Below are 15,783 nucleotides of genomic sequence, written 5' to 3' on the forward strand. Positions count from 1 at the left end.
CCTCCAAAAACGATAATATTTATATTGTGACAAAATACTGCTAAAATGAAAACAGCAACATGGTGAGATGTCACTAAAGGGGATGTAACAATGGAAAAGAGATACAGTGAATATAGTTACGAGGAATTACGCAGAGAAGTAGCTCAATTGACTGAGAAAGCACAAAAAGCAGAGCAAATGGGAATGATTAACGAATATGCGGTTTACGAACGTAAAGTTGTTATGGCAAAGGCTTACATGCTCGACCCAGAGGACTTTAAGGCGAAGGCCGCATATCAAATTGAAGGAGATCCCGGCCACACCTTTCACATTGATTATTTAAACGGAGTTTTTGCATGGGGCTATCGTATAAATCTAACAGGTAAAGCGGCAAGTGATAAAGAAGAAGCTTTACCTATCTCCATGCTAGGAAAAGAAGTCCAGGAATAAAGCGCAGTCACCGTTATGACTGCGCTATAATTTACTGCCTTTGTCTCACCTGGGATTCAGTGATTTGTTGAGATTGAGTTTGGGCTGTTTCACCGTTCACTCGATGGTTTAAATGCTTCGTTCCTCGATGAAGGGACTTCTGGGTAAGGTTTCTTTTGCCCATTTTAGTATTTGCCTCCTTGATTCACGTCGCGTTCTCTGGAGTGTGCTGCCCGCTCCTGTGGTCTTGAATTGATGGTACCATTGGGGCGCAGCGCTAAATATTCACTTTGATCGTCAGGGGAGTGTGTCATTTTTCTGTTAGGAAAGCCTTTTGCTTTATTTCGCATCAGATATCCTCCTAATGCCACTATGTTGTGGCTCTATTAGTGTGTGTAGAAGAAGGTGTCATATGTGGTAAAATGGTGTGTAAACTTTTCCATTAAAGGAGGCATTGAAATGCAGGAAATTCATCAGCGATTAGCGGAAAAATTATATGAAAAAAATGAATGTTTAACTATAGATGAAGCACGTACATGGATTGAATTATTGTGGGAAGACTTTGAATCAACGCGTGCAAAAGCAGGATATGATTATAAAGGAAAACAAATGACTGAGCAGATTGTGAACAAATGGATAGAGTTTTATGGACCGAGGCTTCATGAATTTGCAGCTGCAAACTCTAAATATAAAGGATTGCTGCATAAGAGTGGACATAAGCATTAAAGAATCCGGACAGCTTCAAGTCCGGATTCTTTATTTGGGCTCAGCCGCTACGGTTAATTTATCTTGAAGCTTCTCTTCAGTAAACACCCAGCCAGTATAGGAATTTATAATCTTCAATTCTTCTCCGTGCTCATCATCAATCTGAACAAGAGCCACGAACGGATATCGGCCTTTAGAACGGTAGCGTAAATCCGTAAATCTTACTTCTGTAAATTCATCAAAATAATAAATGTCATAGCGATAGACCGGTGAGAACGACAGAAACGCTTTAATATTGGGATCTGTCAATGCTGTTTGTACGATAGGATCTTCATAATCAATTTCCTTGTAATCAAACTGATCGTATATGGTTATATGCCCATTTTCCGCCCGGCCTACGTAGTAATTGGTCTTAGTTTCAATGGCAATTCTCCATACACTTTGCCTGATGGTAGGCGACGTTGCAATCTGCACGATATCGTCAAAGTGCTTATAAACGAGTTTAACGAGTTCACGTTTGTCGAAATATCGTTTAACATAATAAAGAGAGATTACAAAATAAATGACGAGCCACATATAAGCAGGATCAGCACCTAAATTCCATGCTACAATACCTGCTAAGTGCATGGTAAAGATATAAGGGTCAAACGTGTTAATAAATCCATAGGCTACCCATCTTTTTGTGAAGGGGCGGTATGCCTGTGTTCCATAAGCGTTAAATACATCAACAAACACGTGCAGAATGACAGCGAGGAATGTCCACAGCCACAGATGCAGAAAGTTGACTTCAGGGACGAAGAGGTAAATAAGAGAAGCTAATCCTCCGCCCCACAGAATGACAGCTGGAATGGAATGTGTAATCCCTCGGTGATGCCGAATATAAACGGCATTGTTTTTTAGTTTCAGGATCGTATCAAAATCGGGCGCCTGTGATCCAACCATTGTTCCTACGATTACAGCATTTGCAAGCGCAGGATCTGACTGAACGACAGGATCAAGCGTAGCTAAACCGCCAAGAGCTACACCCATGACTACATGAGTGCCAGTATCCATGAAATGCTTCCTCCTTTGGCCGACAACAATAGAAATTGTGTAATAGTTAGGATGAGTGAAGAATGAAACAGCAAGAAAAAGTTCAATCTATACTTAATGAATTCGATATAGAAAAATTCCGCAGTCAGTTAATTGATTGGTTTAATAAAGAGCAGCGTATCCTGCCATGGAGAGATAACCAAGATCCTTATCGTGTGTGGGTATCAGAAATTATGCTCCAACAGACACGTGTTGATACGGTTATTCCTTATTTTAATAATTTTATGGAGCAGTTTCCAACTCCAGAGGCTTTAGCAAACGCTAAAGAACAAGACGTACTTAAAGCGTGGGAGGGTTTAGGTTACTATTCCCGGGCACGTAACTTACAAAACGCTGTAAGAGAAGTAGTAGCACATTACGAAGGCAGAGTCCCTGATAATAAAGGGCAGTTGGGGGATTTAAAAGGCGTGGGACCTTACACTCAAGGAGCCATATTAAGTATTGCCTTTGATCAGCCTGAACCAGCTGTCGATGGGAACGTCATGCGTGTATTGTCCCGGATTCTAATGGTGGAAGAAGATATCGCAAAAGCGAACACAAAAAGTTTGTTTGAAGCTCTGGTGCGTTCATTAATTTCTACCGATAACCCTTCTGCTTTTAATCAAGGGCTGATGGAACTTGGAGCCATTATTTGCACACCGAAGTCACCCTCCTGCTTGTTGTGTCCTGTGCGGAGTGAGTGCCGTGCATTTAACGCAGGCCGAGAGCAGGACCTCCCTTATAAAACTAAAAAGAAAAAACAGAAAAAGCAACCTTATATTGCATTATTTATTGAAAACGAAAAAGGGGAAGTTCTGATTGAGCAGCGTCCGGAAGAAGGTCTGTTAGCTTCTTTATGGCAATACCCAATGGCCCCGCTCAATGAAGTATCAGAACAGGATATTCCTTCATGGTTTTATGGAGAATACGGTTTGAAGATTAATGTCCAATCAACAATTGATCATGTTCACCATGTGTTTTCCCATTTAATTTGGGATATGCAAGTGAAAAAAGCCCATCCCACTGATGGCGCCTTAGATAGAAAGAGATCTCGGTTTGTAAGTAAAGAATCCATTAAGGAATATCCATTCCCGGTTTCCCATCAAAAGATTCATAAGCATTTAAGTTAATCTAGATTTGCTCTAGACTCATTTTCCAATGAAGCTTCGCGCTGTGTTAAACCACCGCGGAGCTTTATTTCGTTGTTAATTTCACGTAATAAGGTTACACCTTCCTGATTTAAATAAGGGGCGGTTTGTGACAAAGCGTAATGAAAGTAGCCTAATTCTGTATCTTCCCAATTTTGCTTAGACTCCATACTAAGTTCTGACATATCTCGACCGGAGTACATTTAAACCCCTCCTTTCTCCTGTTATTATAGGGAATTCGACAAATTTTATGCATGTAAAAAGTCCTCGAAATTCAGTGGATTTCCGATTTGTAACCGAACTGTAATGCAACTGTAACGAAACATGCTGAACCTTGTCATATCAGGCGATTTCATAGATTAATAGGGATTTTCCAATGTTTAGCTATATAGACAAGACATAGAAAAATATGAATAATAGGTAACAGAGCAAAACAACAGATACATAAACGTAGACTTTTCGTACTAGTGAAATCTAATAAACTCTGAAATCAAATAAAAATGATATATAAAAAGAGAGGGTAATACGATGAATAAAAAACGTGTAGCAACAACAGTTTTCGGAACAATTGTCGGTGCGTCGCTTTTTGGCGGTACAGTAATGGCGGATGAATCACACGAGGTTAAATCTGGAGATTCTTTATGGAAGTTAAGTAACAAATACAACACAAGTGTTTCAGATCTGAAATCATGGAATGATTTAAACAGTGATTTGATTCGCGTCGGACAAACTTTAGTTGTAGATAAAGACAGCTCTTCCAATTCTTCCAGCAGTTCAAATGAAAGCAGTACATACAAAATCAAGAGCGGTGACACTCTTTCCAAAATCGCTTCTAAGCATGGTGTGTCTGTAAGCAATTTGATGGATTGGAACAATTTAAATTCTTCTTTGATTTATGCAGGTGAAGAACTTAAAGTTAAAGGCTCGAGCTCATCAAGTTCAAGCTCATCAAGCTCAAGTTCTTCCAACAGTTCAAGTTCCTCCAGCAGTTCAAGTTCAAATGCAACAACTTATACAGTTAAAGCTGGTGACACTTTATCTAAGATTGGAAGCAAGCATGGTGTAAGTGTGTCCAACCTTCAAAGCTGGAATGACATTTCCGGTCACTTGATCTATGTAGGGCAAAAGCTTGATCTTAAGAAGACGTCCAACAGTTCAAGCTCATCAAGTTCAAGTTCATCAAGTTCAAGCTCATCAAGCTCTGAGAAAGAACAAGTAAAAGGTACATCTACAAGTTCTTCAAGTACAGGTGTAGTAAGTGAAGCTAAAAAACACATTGGTACCCCATATTCCTGGGGAGGTACTTCACCTTCAGGCTTTGACTGCAGCGGATTCCTGCAGTACGTATTTAAGCAAGCTGGAAAGGACCTTCCGCGTACAGTCGCTTCAATGTATGCTGACAGCCGTATGACTTCTGTAAGTAAGTCTAACCTTCAAGTGGGAGACCTTGTTTTCTTTGAAACGTACAAGCCTGGTGCTTCCCACGCCGGTATTTACGTAGGGGATAATCAATTTATCCACGCCGGGTCGTCCCGTGGAGTTGAGATCAGCTCCCTTTCTAATACGTATTGGAATCCGCGCTACATTGGTGCAAAACGTCTGTAATATAAATGTTCGTAAGACGCTCTTATGATAAGGGCGTCTTTATTTATATTCTTTTCACGGAAATGCCTGATTTTAAACTTGAATTTTTTTATCTCAAAAAGCTTCTTGAAAAATGATGTTTTTTAGTGAATGTTTTTTTAAAACCTGCGCACAATAATTTTTGCGGAGGTGATACAAATGGCTAAGCAACCGAAACAAGGTAAAACTGCAGCTGGTACAGATAAAAACCACGTAAAACAACAAAACCAACAAGCTGCTAAAGGTCAGAACCAATTTGGTGCTGAATTTGGCGCAGAGCAAACTGACGCTCAGCAAGTACGTCAACAAAACCAAAAATCTCAAGCTAAGAAAAAGTAACGCTTGAAATTTAATCTGTACAGGCTTGCATTTTAGCCTGCATCAAACTCCCGGAAGCCGTCCAGATTTGGACGGCTTCTTACATATGTGTAAATTCTATTATTTTCATTCATAACCATAAGTCGTTATAATGGGTAAAGGTGACTAACGGGATTATAAAGGGAAGGGGAGATGATGATGCCCGGCCCGGACTCTGGAACTCATACAGAAATACAAAGTTACAAGCATAACGGCAAGCTGCATCGTGTATGGGAAAGCACGATGGTGCTAAAGGGAACGAAGAACATCATTATTGGAGCAAACGATCGTACACGAGTTCAAGAAAGTGATGGGAGAACCTGGATAACACGTGAACCCGCAATTTGCTATTTTCACTCTAAACACTGGTTTAATGTAATTGGAATGCTTCGTACAGACGGGGTGTATTATTATTGTAATATCAGCTCTCCGTTTATTTATGAAGATGGAATTATTAAATACATTGATTATGATTTAGACGTAAAAGTGTTTCCAGATATGACATTTAAGCTTCTGGATGAAGACGAATATGATCTGCATAAGAAACAAATGAATTATCCGCATGTTCTGGATCGTATTCTTTACAATAATGTCGAAGTGCTGATTCGGTGGATTCGTCAGCGTAAGGGACCTTTCTCGCCTGAATTTATTGACCAATGGTATGAACGTTATTTGACGTATAGGTGACGAAGCATGCGCACTGGTAAGGGGGTGCGCATGCTTACGTTATATATCGAAAGGGAGGTGGTCTGATTGGAAAGTATTAAGCGTTATTTATCCTTTGTTAAACCTTATAAAGGGAAAATTATTTTAACGGTACTAATCGGGGTTATAAAGTTCTCCATCCCATTATTAATGCCGCTGATTATAAAGTATGTCATTGACGATATTATAAACGAAGATGCTCTGACACAGGCGGAAAAGATTGATCAACTGCTTCTCCTCATGGGAGGTGCCTTTTTTGTTTTTATGATCCTGCGCCCTCCTGTCGAGTATGCGAGGCAGTATCTTGCACAATGGATAGGCAGCAAAGTTTTATACGATATTCGCGATAAGTTATTTGACCACATTCAACGGCTGAGTCTTGGGTTTTACTCACGAACGAAAACCGGTGAAATTATTTCTAGAGTGATTCATGATGTAGAACAAACGAAAACTTTTGTTATAACAGGATTAATGAACATCTGGCTCGATATGTTTACCATTGTAATTGCTATTATTATTATGTTGACCATGGATCCATGGCTCACTTTAGTCGCTGTTGCTTTATTTCCATTCTATGGCTTTGCCGTTAAGTACTTTTACGCACGTCTGAGAAAGCTGACAAGAGATCGATCACAGGCGCTTGCTGAAGTTCAAGGCCATTTGCATGAGCGGGTTCAGGGCGTACCTGTGACAAGGAGCTTTGCACTAGAAGATTATGAGCAGGGGCAGTTTGACACGAGGAATTCTAACTTTCTAAACAAAGCACTCAAGCATACGAATTGGAATGCGTACACGTACTCGATTACGAATACCATAACAGATTTAGCCCCACTGCTCGTTATTGCTTTTGCAGGATATCTTGTTATTTCAGGTCCAATGACTGTGGGAACAATGGTGGCCTTTACCGGGTACATGGACCGCGTGTATAATCCGCTGCGCCGGCTTGTTAATTCATCGACGGTGCTCACTCAGTCTATCGCATCAATGGACCGTGTATTTGAATTTATGGATGAACGCTATGATATCGTAGACCGTAAAGATGCGAAACCGCTGGAGCATGTGAATGGGGATATTTCTTTACGTAATGTTTCCTTCAGCTACGGAGAAAATGATCCGACCGTATTAAAAGATGTGAACTTAGAGGTTAAGAAAGGTGAAACCATTGCTTTTGTCGGTATGAGTGGAGGCGGAAAATCTACGTTAATCAGTTTAATCCCTCGTTTCTACGATGTAACGAGTGGTCAAATCTTAATTGACGGTAAAGATATACGTGATGTAAAGGCGCGTACACTGCGGGATAAGATTGGTATGGTGCTCCAGGATAACATTTTATTTAGTGATTCGATTCGAATGAACATTCAAATGGGGAATCCTGAAGCGACCGAGGAAGAAGTAATAGAAGCGGCTAAAGCTGCCAATGCTCATGATTTTATTATGGATCTCCCAGACGGATATGAGACGCTTGTAGGAGAAAGAGGCGTTAAACTTTCAGGAGGCCAGAAACAGCGTGTGGCTATTGCAAGAGTATTCTTGAAAAATCCTCCATTGCTTATACTTGATGAAGCAACTTCAGCGCTTGATTTGGAAAGTGAAAGCTTAATCCAGAACGCTCTCGAACGTTTAGCATCGGATCGTACGACGTTTATTGTTGCTCACCGCTTAGCTACAATTACGCATGCAAGCCGAATTGTTCATATTGAAAATGGAGAAATTGTTGAAGTGGGGACTCATGAAGAACTGATCCGCCGTAAGGGTCATTATTATGATCTATATCAAGTTCAGCAGCTGGACGATAATAAAACAGAATACATGGGAACATAAAAAGGGGCCTCCCTGAAAGAGGCCTCTTTTTAAAAGGTTATTTTTCGTTGGTCTGGATATAAGTGTTAGGGTGATATTTCTGGTAACTCTTTAACAGCCGTTTTAACTTTTCGAGCTGATAGTAATATTCCATCAGCTGGGAAGCAAGTGGCAGAAAAACTAGTTTATCTGGGTGATGGTTGCTCTCTTCATAAACTTTCATTAATCGCTCGACAAGTAAAGGAATATTTGGTTCTTCAATTTGCCGTAATGACTTTTTATGAGTTTCCCGGATCCGCCCCTTAAGACTGAGGATAAGCTTTTCATGGGCGTTAATTAACTTATCTAACTCCGCTACCAATGCATCTTGAAACTCATAAGGGATGTGCTCGATTTTGTTTTCCAAACGATAGAAGGCTTTTAACACATCAAATGATTTTTTAGTGGTCGTAATTAACTGCCTGAACAATACAAGCTTACGTCCCTTTGAAAAACGGGAGCCTTTGAAATAAGTACGCTCTTCCGAATACAGGAGATAAGTGTGATCCAGCCAGCGGATATCATCCTGAATCCGGGTAATTTCATATTTTAAAGCAGGTTCATCTGATAACTGACGTGTCATGACGCGCAGCCATTGTAAAATTTCATTGGTAGCCGTATCCACTTTGGTAAATAATCGTGTTTCATACTTCGGCGGCACAAAAACAAGATTTACAATAAACGCTGCTAAAATACCGAGTACCATCGAAGTAAATCGAGACGCCGCAAAGTAAATAAAAGTCTGGTCAGTTGAATCCATGAGAGCAATTACAGCCACGGCAGCTAGAGAAATGGTGTTCTCATTCATCTTCAGGTTCATCGTTAACCCGATCACGACAATAATCGCGAACGCTACAATAAAAGGATCATTCCCTAAAGTGAACACTGCAATAATAGCAACTACAGCACCGATTATATTGGCTTGAATTTGTTCAACGATCGATTGATAAGATCGATAAATCGATGGCTGAATTGAAAAAATGGCTGCAATTGCAGCTAATAGCGGATTGATAAATCCAAGCAGACTTGCTGCATATAATGCGACAGCAACAGCCAGGCCTGTTTTCATCATACGAGCTCCAAGCTTCATGCTTTATCCATCCTATCGTATAAGATTTCTCTTTCATTATATATGATTAATGCAGAAAAATTATAGAATTTTGTGCACCAGGACATTCATTTCCCTTATCTTGTCCAATTTAATCTTCTCATTAAAAGCGCACACCAAAGAGACGGTGTGCGCGAAATAGTTACTGGTTTGCTGCCATTTTCTTAAACGTGCGATCGACAGCTGTAATCGTTTGTTCAATATCTTCCTGGGTATGGGCGGTGGTGAGAAACCATGCTTCATATTTTGAAGGAGCCAAGTTGATTCCCTGTTCGAGCATAAGTTTAAAAAATTGAGCAAATTTATCGCCGTTTGTATTCTCAGCTTGCTCGTAATTTTCTACCTTTTCATTGGTGAAATACACAGTTAAAGCGCCTTTTAGACGGTTAATCGTAAGTTCGATGCCGTGAGCTTCGGCTTTTTCCAGTATGCCCCGTTCAAGCATTTCACCGAGCCGGTCCATCTCCTCGTATATTCCTTCTTGCTGCAGCACCTCTAGACAGGCAATTCCCGCTGACATAGAGGCAGGGTTGCCAGCCATCGTTCCGGCTTGATAAGCAGGGCCGAGTGGCGCTACTTGTTCCATGATATCAGCACGACCACCATAAGCGCCGATTGGTAAGCCGCCTCCAATAATTTTACCCATAGCCGTCATATCCGGTTCAATGCCTAATAATTGCTGGGCGCTGCCATAAGTGAATCGAAAAGCTGTAATAACTTCATCATAAATAACAAGTGCGCCTGCTTTATGAGCGAGGTCATTGATTTGCTGCAGGAATCCAGGCTTCGGTTCAACGATACCAAAATTACCTACTATTGGTTCAACGAGTACGCCGGCAATTTCATCACCGAATTTTTCAAGTGCGACCTTAAATGGCTCTATATCATTAAAAGGGACTGTAATTACATCCTGGGCAATGGAAGCAGGAACTCCGGCAGAATCTGGTGTACCTAAAGTAGAAGGTCCTGACCCTGCTGCTACCAGCACGAGGTCCGAGTGACCATGATAACAACCGGCAAATTTAATAATTTTATTTCTGCCGGTGTAAGCTCTAGCTACTCTTATCGTGGTCATCACCGCTTCGGTCCCTGAATTGACGAATCGGACTTTATCCAATGATGGAATAGCATCCTTTAGCATTTTAGCGAAGCGATTCTCTAATGAAGTAGGAGTTCCGTAAAGGACGCCTTTTTGAGCTGCTTCGGTTATTGCTTGTGTAATATGAGGATGGGCATGTCCCGTAATAATTGGTCCGTAAGCACCTAAGTAATCAATGTATTTCTGTCCATCAACATCATAAAAATGCGCCCCGTCTCCTTTTTCCATATATACAGGAGTTCCTCCTCCTACGCCTTTGTACGCTCTAGAAGGAGAATTGACACCTCCCACAATATGCTGTTGGGCTTCTTTAAATAAATTTTCAGATTGTGTAAAGTTCATTAATATCCCTCCAAAAAACATTCAATTTTAATTCTAACATGAATAGGAGGAAGCAGAGACGGCTTCTCATTCATAAAGCAGGAGATTTTTGCATAGTTAGGAAGTAAGCTTGTCTATTTAATAAGGAGATTTGACGCCAATGGCAACGATAATTATTGCAATCGTATGTGTACTGCTAATCGCAGGAAGCATCAGGCAGTTGTTTACTTCTCTTGAGATTGAACACCATATGTTTTCATTTCACATATTTATAACCCTTGTAATGCTGTATACCGTTGTGATGATTGGCTTTGGTCTCATATATGCTTCTATGTCAGTGCAGGGAATAGAAATGTTTATGCGGACCGTTCATAATGACCCTCCTTCCTGGGGACATGAATTATCAAAGGGAATCTATTTTAGCGGTGTAACCTTGTTTACAGTTGGATACGGTGACCTGATGCCGATAGGATGGGGACGGTGGATTGCCCTTGTCGAAGCTATGATCGGCTATACAATTCCTGCTGCTTTAGTAGCAAAAGTGTGGCAAACCTCTAAAAAAGAAAGCTGAGATTGGAAGTTTATCTCTATATACGATACCCTTACATTAGAAATGATTTAGGAGGGATTAAAGTATGACAGTAGAAGTAGGACAGCAAGCACCAGATTTTGAATTAACTGCCCATACGGGAGAAAAGGTTAAATTATCGGATTATAAGGGCCACAATGTAGTACTATACTTTTATCCAAAAGATATGACACCTGGGTGTACAACGGAAGCTTGCGATTTTCGTGACCACCACGAAAGCTTTGCCGACTTAGATGCAGTTGTGCTCGGCGTAAGTCCGGACCCGGTGGAAAGTCATCAGAAATTTATTGATAAACATGACCTTCCATTTCTGCTGCTTGCTGATGAAGATCATAAAGTAGCTGAAGATTACGGCGTTTGGAAGCTGAAGAAAAATTTCGGCAAAGAATATTACGGAATTGAACGTTCCACTTTTATTATTGATAAGGATGGGAATCTTGCAGAAGATTACCGGAAAGTGAAAGTGGATGGTCATGTAGAATCCGCCTTACAATTTATCCGCGAAAATTTATCGTAAACGTTTAAACCGTGATGGGAGGCTATCACGGTTTTCTTTATAAAAAATCCTTCTCATTAAAAGAAAAAGTTGCGATTAATCTCAAATGCATATAATAATAGAAGAAAGAAGGGAAGGAGTAGGATTATGCTTGTATTATCCGCGATTAAACGAGTTCCTGAAGAGATAAAGGAACACTTTAAAAAAACATTTAGTCAGGTAGAGTTTCTTTTCTGTCATGGAATTGAAGAAGCCGAAGCACATCTTCCTAAGGCAGATGTATTTGTTACATATGGTGAAGATTTAAACAGTGAAAGAATAGAAGCGGCCAAAAATCTAAAATGGATTATGGTATTGTCTGCAGGAATGGACCGCATGCCGTTTAATGCCATTCATGAACGGAATATTCTCGTCACCAACGTCAGAGGGATTCATGCTAAGCCGATGGCTGAATATGCTCTATCGATGGTGCTGCAAGTGGCCCGCAATGCAAAAGTGCTGACTGAAAGAGAGCGTGCTCACAAGTGGGACCGCAGAGTGCCGATGACAGAAATCAATAACAGTACGATGGTGCTGCTCGGCACCGGCGCCATTGCCCAGGAAACAGCGAGACTTGCAAAAGCGTTTCAAATGAAGACAATCGGAATCTCAAGGTCAGGGAAAGAGAAAGAGTTTTTCGATGAAACATACAAAGTAGAAGAAATGGATACAGTGTTACCGTCAGCTGATTATTTAATTGCTGTATTACCAAGCACCCCGGAGACAAGTTACCTGTTAAAGAGAGAGCATTTTGCAAAGCTTCCTTCTCATTCAGTTTTTCTTAATATGGGAAGAGGAGATCTGGTAAGCACTGAAGACATTCTGGCTGCCATTCGCTCAGGGGATCTGGCTCACGCCGTTTTAGATGTATTTGAGGAGGAGCCCCTTCCTGAGAACCATGAATTCTGGGAGGAAGAAAATGTTACGGTAACCCCACATCTGTCCGGGATATCGCGGCACTATGTACCAAGAGGTTTTGAATTATTTGAACGCAACTTAAAATCATATTTAAAAAGGGAAGAGATGGAAAATTTCATTGATCCTAAACGGGGGTATTAAAGATGCGTATCTATACAAGATCAGGTGATAAGGGACAGACGTCTTTAATTTACGGTGATCGAGTGGCTAAAAATGATTTGCGAGTAGAAGCTTATGGAACGTGTGATGAAGCAAATTCGTCAATTGGTGTTGCGTTAAGCCATTTAACCAAGGAAGAGTGGAACGGAAAAGATTCATTTATTGGAGCCATGCATAAAATCCAAACGGTGCTTTTTCATGTCGGAGCCGAACTGGCTACTCCTAAAGGGAAAGAGGTCAAGTGGCAGCTGAAGAAAGAATATATCGAATGGTTAGAGCAGCAAATCGACAAATGGGAGGCAGAACTCCCCTCTTTGAAGAACTTTATTTTGCCTTCAGGTCACGAAGCGTCAGCTGCGTTTCATATGGCTCGAACGATCGTCCGCAGAGCAGAGCGCGTAGCTGTGGGCCTGGTGGATGAGATTAACAACCCTTTGGTAATTAAGTACTTAAATCGATTATCGGATTTATTATTTGTGGCAGCTCGTTACGTGAATCACCATTTAGGCGGAGAAGAAGTCACACTAAAACCTGACGTATAATCCTCGATAGATCGTCCTAAATTGTTTGACAATAGATTAACAAGCGGGTTAAACTGTTTATAAGGATTCTAATTTAATAATTTTCTAATTCAAGAATCAGTTATGAAAGCGAGGTGCATGACGGTGTCAGATCATCGACTTCAAGAAGCTATAGATACACTTAAAGAGTCTGGGGTAAGGATAACACCACAACGTCATGCGGTGCTTGAATACCTGCTGAATTCTATGACTCACCCTACAGCTGATGAAATATACAAAGCATTAGAGAGCAAATTTCCGAACATGAGTGTCGCGACAGTTTATAACAACCTGCGTGTGTTTAGAGAAATCGGCCTCGTAAGAGAATTAACGTATGGCGATTCATCTAGCCGTTTCGATTGTAATACTTCTGATCACTATCACGCGATTTGTGAATCATGCGGCAAGATTGTTGATTTCCACTATCCTAGTTTAAATGAAGTGGAATCATTAGCTGAACAGGTGACTGGATTTACTGTAAGTCATCACCGCATGGAAGTGTATGGTACTTGTTCACATTGTAAAGCTAAATCAGCCCACTAAACATGGGCATAAAAAAAGTCCTGCTGAGTCAGCAGGACTTTTTTTATGCGGTATTTATGTTTTTTGATCGGCTTCCTGCTGTTTCTGGTAACGTTTTGAATTATATTTCTCATCAAACTCTTTACCCTCTAACGATTTATCCAGAGTGAGCGGTTGTTTACAATGCATGCAGGCATCTACACGCCCGAGCATTTTTGTCGGTTTCTCGCAGCCTGGACACATGATCTGTATTGTCTTTGTCGAAAGCATTCCAATCCAGAAATAAACCACGGTACTTAATCCGATGAACCCCATTCCTAAAATCATGAAAATAGCCATTGCCCAGGCCGTTTCCTTGAAAAGGAGCCCTATGTACATGACGCCAAACCCGACAAAAATCAGCCAAAAAGCAAATGAACGGATTTTGTTAATTTTACTTGTATATTTTAACGCCAACAATATTCCCTCCTAGTAAGCTTACAAAAGTAGTATAGCATTTTTCATAAGAAAAATATATTTATGGAAAGGAATTTGCTAATATATATCGAATTACATAATGTAGCGAAATACGATATGGGGGAACTATTAATGGAAGATCTTTTACGGCCCATTTACCAGGAAAGAGCCAGCCAGGTGAATACTCTTGGCATTTTAATATTAGAAAAGAAAAAACCAGTGAGTCCTGTGACTGATAACTTTGATGTCATTTTGTTTATCATTGTACGAGAAGCCAAAGAACCCTGGTATGTGAAACATTACGAATTTGAAGGAAAAACAGCAGCTATGCATATAGTGGATGAAGAGCTATTGCAGCACTGGATTAATACTAGTTCCTTCCGCCGTTCAGTAGAGTGGGTTATAAACGGCTCTATTATTTTTGAACGAAATGAATATATTAGTGAACTTAAAGAAAAGCTTCGCACATTTCCTGCTCATTCCAGGGATTTAAAGAAGGCGATTGAATTCTCTAAATTAATCCGCAGTTATAGTGAATCCAAAGATTTATTTGAAAATGGTCATCACCTAGACGCGTTTAGTCGAATGGTTCACTCACTTCACTACTTGGCCAGGCTGGCGATTATTGAAAAAGGTTTCCATCCCGAAGTAACGGTATGGAATCAAGTGAAAAAGATTGAGCCGGAGATCTATAAATATTATGAAGAACTAATAATGAGCAAAGAATCTACATCTAAACGAGTACAGCTGATGACTTTGGCGGTTGAACATGCAGTTAGCATACGAGCAAAGACGAGTGCCAAACATCTCTTACATTTAATGAATGAAAGAGATGAGCCCTGGTCTCTTGGAGAATTGAAAATTCATCCTCAGATCAAAGAGTATGCTCTGGATCTATCCTCAATGATAGAATATTTAGTAGAGAAAGAACTAGTAGAGATTGTTCGACAGGAAACAAAAGGCATGAATATTTATCATCGTTTGTATAAAACTGCATCTATTGAAGATTTGTAATAACATTTGTGATTGGCCCTTTCTTTAAATATAAGAAAGGGTGTTTGTTTCTTTAAACTGTTATTGGTATAGAGTAGGTAACTCCAGCTAAATAACCGCAGCAGTAACAGCCAGGTAAGCATCTTTATCAAAAGAGGGACCTCACTTATTCCCTGCGGAAAGCGGAATGTACTTGAACAGGAAGACAGGAATAAGCAGGAATGAATTCGGTAAGGATTATTTTTTAAATAATTGTTGACTAAGATTAAATAAGCATGGTATATTATTAAACGTCGCAACAAGAGACGCGGCATTACAGCAAAACAAAATTAATAATCACAAAAAAGTTGTTGACTTAAACTTGAATGCGTGATATATTAATTAAGTCGCCATTTTGAAGCGGCAAACGAAAATTTGATCTTTGAAAACTGAACGAACCAACCAGTACGTCAATTCTTTCTTTCTATAATATAGAAGGAAGTAAAACAAGCACATTCGGTGTGCAGAGCTAAAGGATCTTCAACGAAGTTCGCAACGTCCTGTTGCAACGTTGAAGTCAGTGCATCCGTGCACAAGTCATTCTCAACTTTTATGGAGAGTTTGATCCTGGCTCAGGACGAACGCTGGCGGCGTGCCTAATACATGCAAGTCGAGCGCAGGAAACCAG

Annotated in this window: 20 protein-coding genes and 1 rRNA gene; 14 read left to right on the forward strand and 7 right to left on the reverse strand. The window is 40.3% G+C overall.

What is annotated here, in order from left to right; all coding sequences use genetic code 11:
- The first annotated feature begins 90 nt into the window (after positions 1 to 90).
- Positions 91 to 429, forward strand: a complete 339-nt coding sequence (locus C1A12_RS18915; RefSeq protein WP_101846425.1) for a YfhH family protein — start codon at positions 91 to 93, stop codon at positions 427 to 429.
- 31 nt (positions 430 to 460) lie between these two features.
- On the opposite strand, the gene C1A12_RS21555 is transcribed toward C1A12_RS18915, so the two are convergent.
- Entirely contained in the window at positions 461 to 592 is a 132-nt protein-coding gene (locus C1A12_RS21555; protein WP_255408431.1) for a hypothetical protein, read from the reverse strand.
- A 1-nt stretch (position 593) separates the two neighbouring features.
- Positions 594 to 758, reverse strand: a complete 165-nt coding sequence (gene sspK / locus C1A12_RS18920) for a small acid-soluble spore protein K (protein ID WP_101846427.1) — start codon at positions 756 to 758, stop codon at positions 594 to 596.
- Positions 759 to 867: 109 nt separating this feature from the next.
- On the opposite strand from sspK, the gene C1A12_RS18925 reads away from it, so the two are divergent.
- Positions 868 to 1,134, forward strand: coding sequence for a YfhJ family protein (locus tag C1A12_RS18925; RefSeq protein ID WP_101846429.1), 267 nt, complete (start codon positions 868 to 870; stop codon positions 1,132 to 1,134).
- Positions 1,135 to 1,164: 30 nt separating this feature from the next.
- Here the strand turns inward: C1A12_RS18925 and C1A12_RS18930 are convergent, their stop codons facing one another.
- Positions 1,165 to 2,166 carry a metal-dependent hydrolase gene (locus C1A12_RS18930; RefSeq protein WP_101846431.1) on the reverse strand — a complete coding sequence of 334 codons (1,002 nt, stop codon included), beginning with the start codon at positions 2,164 to 2,166 and terminating at the stop codon, positions 1,165 to 1,167.
- Positions 2,167 to 2,228: 62 nt separating this feature from the next.
- On the opposite strand from C1A12_RS18930, the gene mutY reads away from it, so the two are divergent.
- Complete coding sequence (gene mutY / locus C1A12_RS18935; RefSeq protein ID WP_101846433.1) at positions 2,229 to 3,314, forward strand: A/G-specific adenine glycosylase; 1,086 nt, start codon at positions 2,229 to 2,231, stop codon at positions 3,312 to 3,314.
- Here mutY and C1A12_RS18940 read toward each other — a convergent pair.
- A complete protein-coding gene (locus tag C1A12_RS18940) occupies positions 3,311 to 3,535 on the reverse strand; it encodes a cytosolic protein (RefSeq protein WP_101846434.1) in 225 nt (74 codons plus the stop codon). The genes mutY and C1A12_RS18940 overlap by 4 nt on opposite strands.
- A 325-nt stretch (positions 3,536 to 3,860) precedes the next feature.
- On the opposite strand from C1A12_RS18940, the gene C1A12_RS18945 reads away from it, so the two are divergent.
- The 4 genes from C1A12_RS18945 (at position 3,861) to C1A12_RS18960 (ending at position 7,838) form a co-directional block, all read left to right on the forward strand.
- Positions 3,861 to 4,937 carry a C40 family peptidase gene (locus C1A12_RS18945; protein ID WP_101846436.1) on the forward strand — a complete coding sequence of 359 codons (1,077 nt, stop codon included), beginning with the start codon at positions 3,861 to 3,863 and terminating at the stop codon, positions 4,935 to 4,937.
- Between the two features lie 177 nt (positions 4,938 to 5,114).
- Positions 5,115 to 5,294: a gamma-type small acid-soluble spore protein gene (locus C1A12_RS18950; RefSeq protein WP_101846438.1), complete on the forward strand. Its 180-nt coding sequence runs from the start codon at positions 5,115 to 5,117 to the stop codon at positions 5,292 to 5,294.
- A gap of 177 nt (positions 5,295 to 5,471) precedes the next feature.
- Positions 5,472 to 5,999 carry a DUF402 domain-containing protein gene (locus tag C1A12_RS18955; protein WP_101846440.1) on the forward strand — a complete coding sequence of 176 codons (528 nt, stop codon included), beginning with the start codon at positions 5,472 to 5,474 and terminating at the stop codon, positions 5,997 to 5,999.
- A gap of 66 nt (positions 6,000 to 6,065) precedes the next feature.
- Entirely contained in the window at positions 6,066 to 7,838 is a 1,773-nt protein-coding gene (locus C1A12_RS18960; RefSeq protein ID WP_101846441.1) for an ABC transporter ATP-binding protein, read from the forward strand.
- A 37-nt stretch (positions 7,839 to 7,875) separates the two neighbouring features.
- Here C1A12_RS18960 and C1A12_RS18965 read toward each other — a convergent pair whose 3' ends face one another.
- A complete protein-coding gene (locus tag C1A12_RS18965) occupies positions 7,876 to 8,946 on the reverse strand; it encodes an aromatic acid exporter family protein (RefSeq protein ID WP_101846443.1) in 1,071 nt (356 codons plus the stop codon).
- 160 nt (positions 8,947 to 9,106) lie between these two features.
- Positions 9,107 to 10,405 (reverse strand): glutamate-1-semialdehyde 2,1-aminomutase, encoded by a 1,299-nt coding sequence (locus tag C1A12_RS18970; RefSeq protein ID WP_101846445.1) that lies wholly within the window; start codon positions 10,403 to 10,405, stop codon positions 9,107 to 9,109.
- A gap of 139 nt (positions 10,406 to 10,544) precedes the next feature.
- Between C1A12_RS18970 and C1A12_RS18975 the strand changes: the two genes are divergently transcribed.
- From C1A12_RS18975 to perR, 5 genes are all read left to right on the forward strand, one after another.
- On the forward strand, positions 10,545 to 10,955 hold the full coding sequence (locus C1A12_RS18975) for a potassium channel family protein (RefSeq protein WP_101846446.1): 411 nt from the start codon (positions 10,545 to 10,547) through the stop codon (positions 10,953 to 10,955).
- 64 nt (positions 10,956 to 11,019) lie between these two features.
- Entirely contained in the window at positions 11,020 to 11,490 is a 471-nt protein-coding gene (gene bcp, locus C1A12_RS18980) for a thioredoxin-dependent thiol peroxidase (RefSeq protein WP_101846448.1), read from the forward strand.
- A 126-nt stretch (positions 11,491 to 11,616) separates the two neighbouring features.
- Positions 11,617 to 12,567, forward strand: a complete 951-nt coding sequence (locus tag C1A12_RS18985; RefSeq protein WP_101846450.1) for a D-2-hydroxyacid dehydrogenase — start codon at positions 11,617 to 11,619, stop codon at positions 12,565 to 12,567.
- 2 nt (positions 12,568 to 12,569) lie between these two features.
- A complete protein-coding gene (locus C1A12_RS18990; RefSeq protein WP_101846451.1) occupies positions 12,570 to 13,127 on the forward strand; it encodes a cob(I)yrinic acid a,c-diamide adenosyltransferase in 558 nt (185 codons plus the stop codon).
- A 117-nt stretch (positions 13,128 to 13,244) separates the two neighbouring features.
- Positions 13,245 to 13,688, forward strand: coding sequence for a peroxide-responsive transcriptional repressor PerR (gene perR / locus C1A12_RS18995; RefSeq protein WP_101846453.1), 444 nt, complete (start codon positions 13,245 to 13,247; stop codon positions 13,686 to 13,688).
- 54 nt (positions 13,689 to 13,742) lie between these two features.
- Here perR and C1A12_RS19000 read toward each other — a convergent pair whose 3' ends face one another.
- Complete coding sequence (locus C1A12_RS19000) at positions 13,743 to 14,123, reverse strand: YgzB family protein (protein ID WP_373420490.1); 381 nt, start codon at positions 14,121 to 14,123, stop codon at positions 13,743 to 13,745.
- A 132-nt stretch (positions 14,124 to 14,255) separates the two neighbouring features.
- Between C1A12_RS19000 and C1A12_RS19005 the strand changes: the two genes are divergently transcribed.
- Entirely contained in the window at positions 14,256 to 15,137 is an 882-nt protein-coding gene (locus C1A12_RS19005) for a nucleotidyltransferase-like protein (RefSeq protein ID WP_101846457.1), read from the forward strand.
- 567 nt (positions 15,138 to 15,704) lie between these two features.
- Positions 15,705 to 15,783 (forward strand): 16S ribosomal RNA (locus C1A12_RS21270); the annotation flags it as partial.

This window comes from Halobacillus sp. Marseille-P3879 (assembly GCF_900240285.1).
Lineage (GTDB): Bacteria > Bacillota > Bacilli > Bacillales > Halobacillaceae > Halobacillus_A.

What these genes read in the sequence shown, in the direction of transcription:
- C1A12_RS18940 (WP_101846434.1), bottom strand. Translation starts at nt 3,535, where the DNA reads ATGTACTCCGGTCGAGATATGTCAGAACTTAGTATGGAGTCTAAGCAA.
- C1A12_RS18925 (WP_101846429.1), top strand. Translation starts at nt 868, where the DNA reads ATGCAGGAAATTCATCAGCGATTAGCGGAAAAATTATATGAAAAAAAT.
- C1A12_RS18990 (WP_101846451.1), top strand. Translation starts at nt 12,570, where the DNA reads ATGCGTATCTATACAAGATCAGGTGATAAGGGACAGACGTCTTTAATT.
- C1A12_RS18930 (WP_101846431.1), bottom strand. Translation starts at nt 2,166, where the DNA reads ATGGATACTGGCACTCATGTAGTCATGGGTGTAGCTCTTGGCGGTTTA.
- bcp (WP_101846448.1), top strand. Translation starts at nt 11,020, where the DNA reads ATGACAGTAGAAGTAGGACAGCAAGCACCAGATTTTGAATTAACTGCC.
- C1A12_RS18970 (WP_101846445.1), bottom strand. Translation starts at nt 10,405, where the DNA reads ATGAACTTTACACAATCTGAAAATTTATTTAAAGAAGCCCAACAGCAT.
- C1A12_RS18955 (WP_101846440.1), top strand. Translation starts at nt 5,472, where the DNA reads ATGCCCGGCCCGGACTCTGGAACTCATACAGAAATACAAAGTTACAAG.
- C1A12_RS18915 (WP_101846425.1), top strand. Translation starts at nt 91, where the DNA reads ATGGAAAAGAGATACAGTGAATATAGTTACGAGGAATTACGCAGAGAA.
- C1A12_RS19005 (WP_101846457.1), top strand. Translation starts at nt 14,256, where the DNA reads ATGGAAGATCTTTTACGGCCCATTTACCAGGAAAGAGCCAGCCAGGTG.
- C1A12_RS18985 (WP_101846450.1), top strand. Translation starts at nt 11,617, where the DNA reads ATGCTTGTATTATCCGCGATTAAACGAGTTCCTGAAGAGATAAAGGAA.
- C1A12_RS18945 (WP_101846436.1), top strand. Translation starts at nt 3,861, where the DNA reads ATGAATAAAAAACGTGTAGCAACAACAGTTTTCGGAACAATTGTCGGT.
- sspK (WP_101846427.1), bottom strand. Translation starts at nt 758, where the DNA reads ATGCGAAATAAAGCAAAAGGCTTTCCTAACAGAAAAATGACACACTCC.
- perR (WP_101846453.1), top strand. Translation starts at nt 13,245, where the DNA reads ATGACGGTGTCAGATCATCGACTTCAAGAAGCTATAGATACACTTAAA.
- C1A12_RS21555 (WP_255408431.1), bottom strand. Translation starts at nt 592, where the DNA reads ATGGGCAAAAGAAACCTTACCCAGAAGTCCCTTCATCGAGGAACGAAG.
- C1A12_RS18975 (WP_101846446.1), top strand. Translation starts at nt 10,545, where the DNA reads ATGGCAACGATAATTATTGCAATCGTATGTGTACTGCTAATCGCAGGA.
- C1A12_RS18965 (WP_101846443.1), bottom strand. Translation starts at nt 8,946, where the DNA reads ATGAAGCTTGGAGCTCGTATGATGAAAACAGGCCTGGCTGTTGCTGTC.
- mutY (WP_101846433.1), top strand. Translation starts at nt 2,229, where the DNA reads ATGAAACAGCAAGAAAAAGTTCAATCTATACTTAATGAATTCGATATA.
- C1A12_RS18950 (WP_101846438.1), top strand. Translation starts at nt 5,115, where the DNA reads ATGGCTAAGCAACCGAAACAAGGTAAAACTGCAGCTGGTACAGATAAA.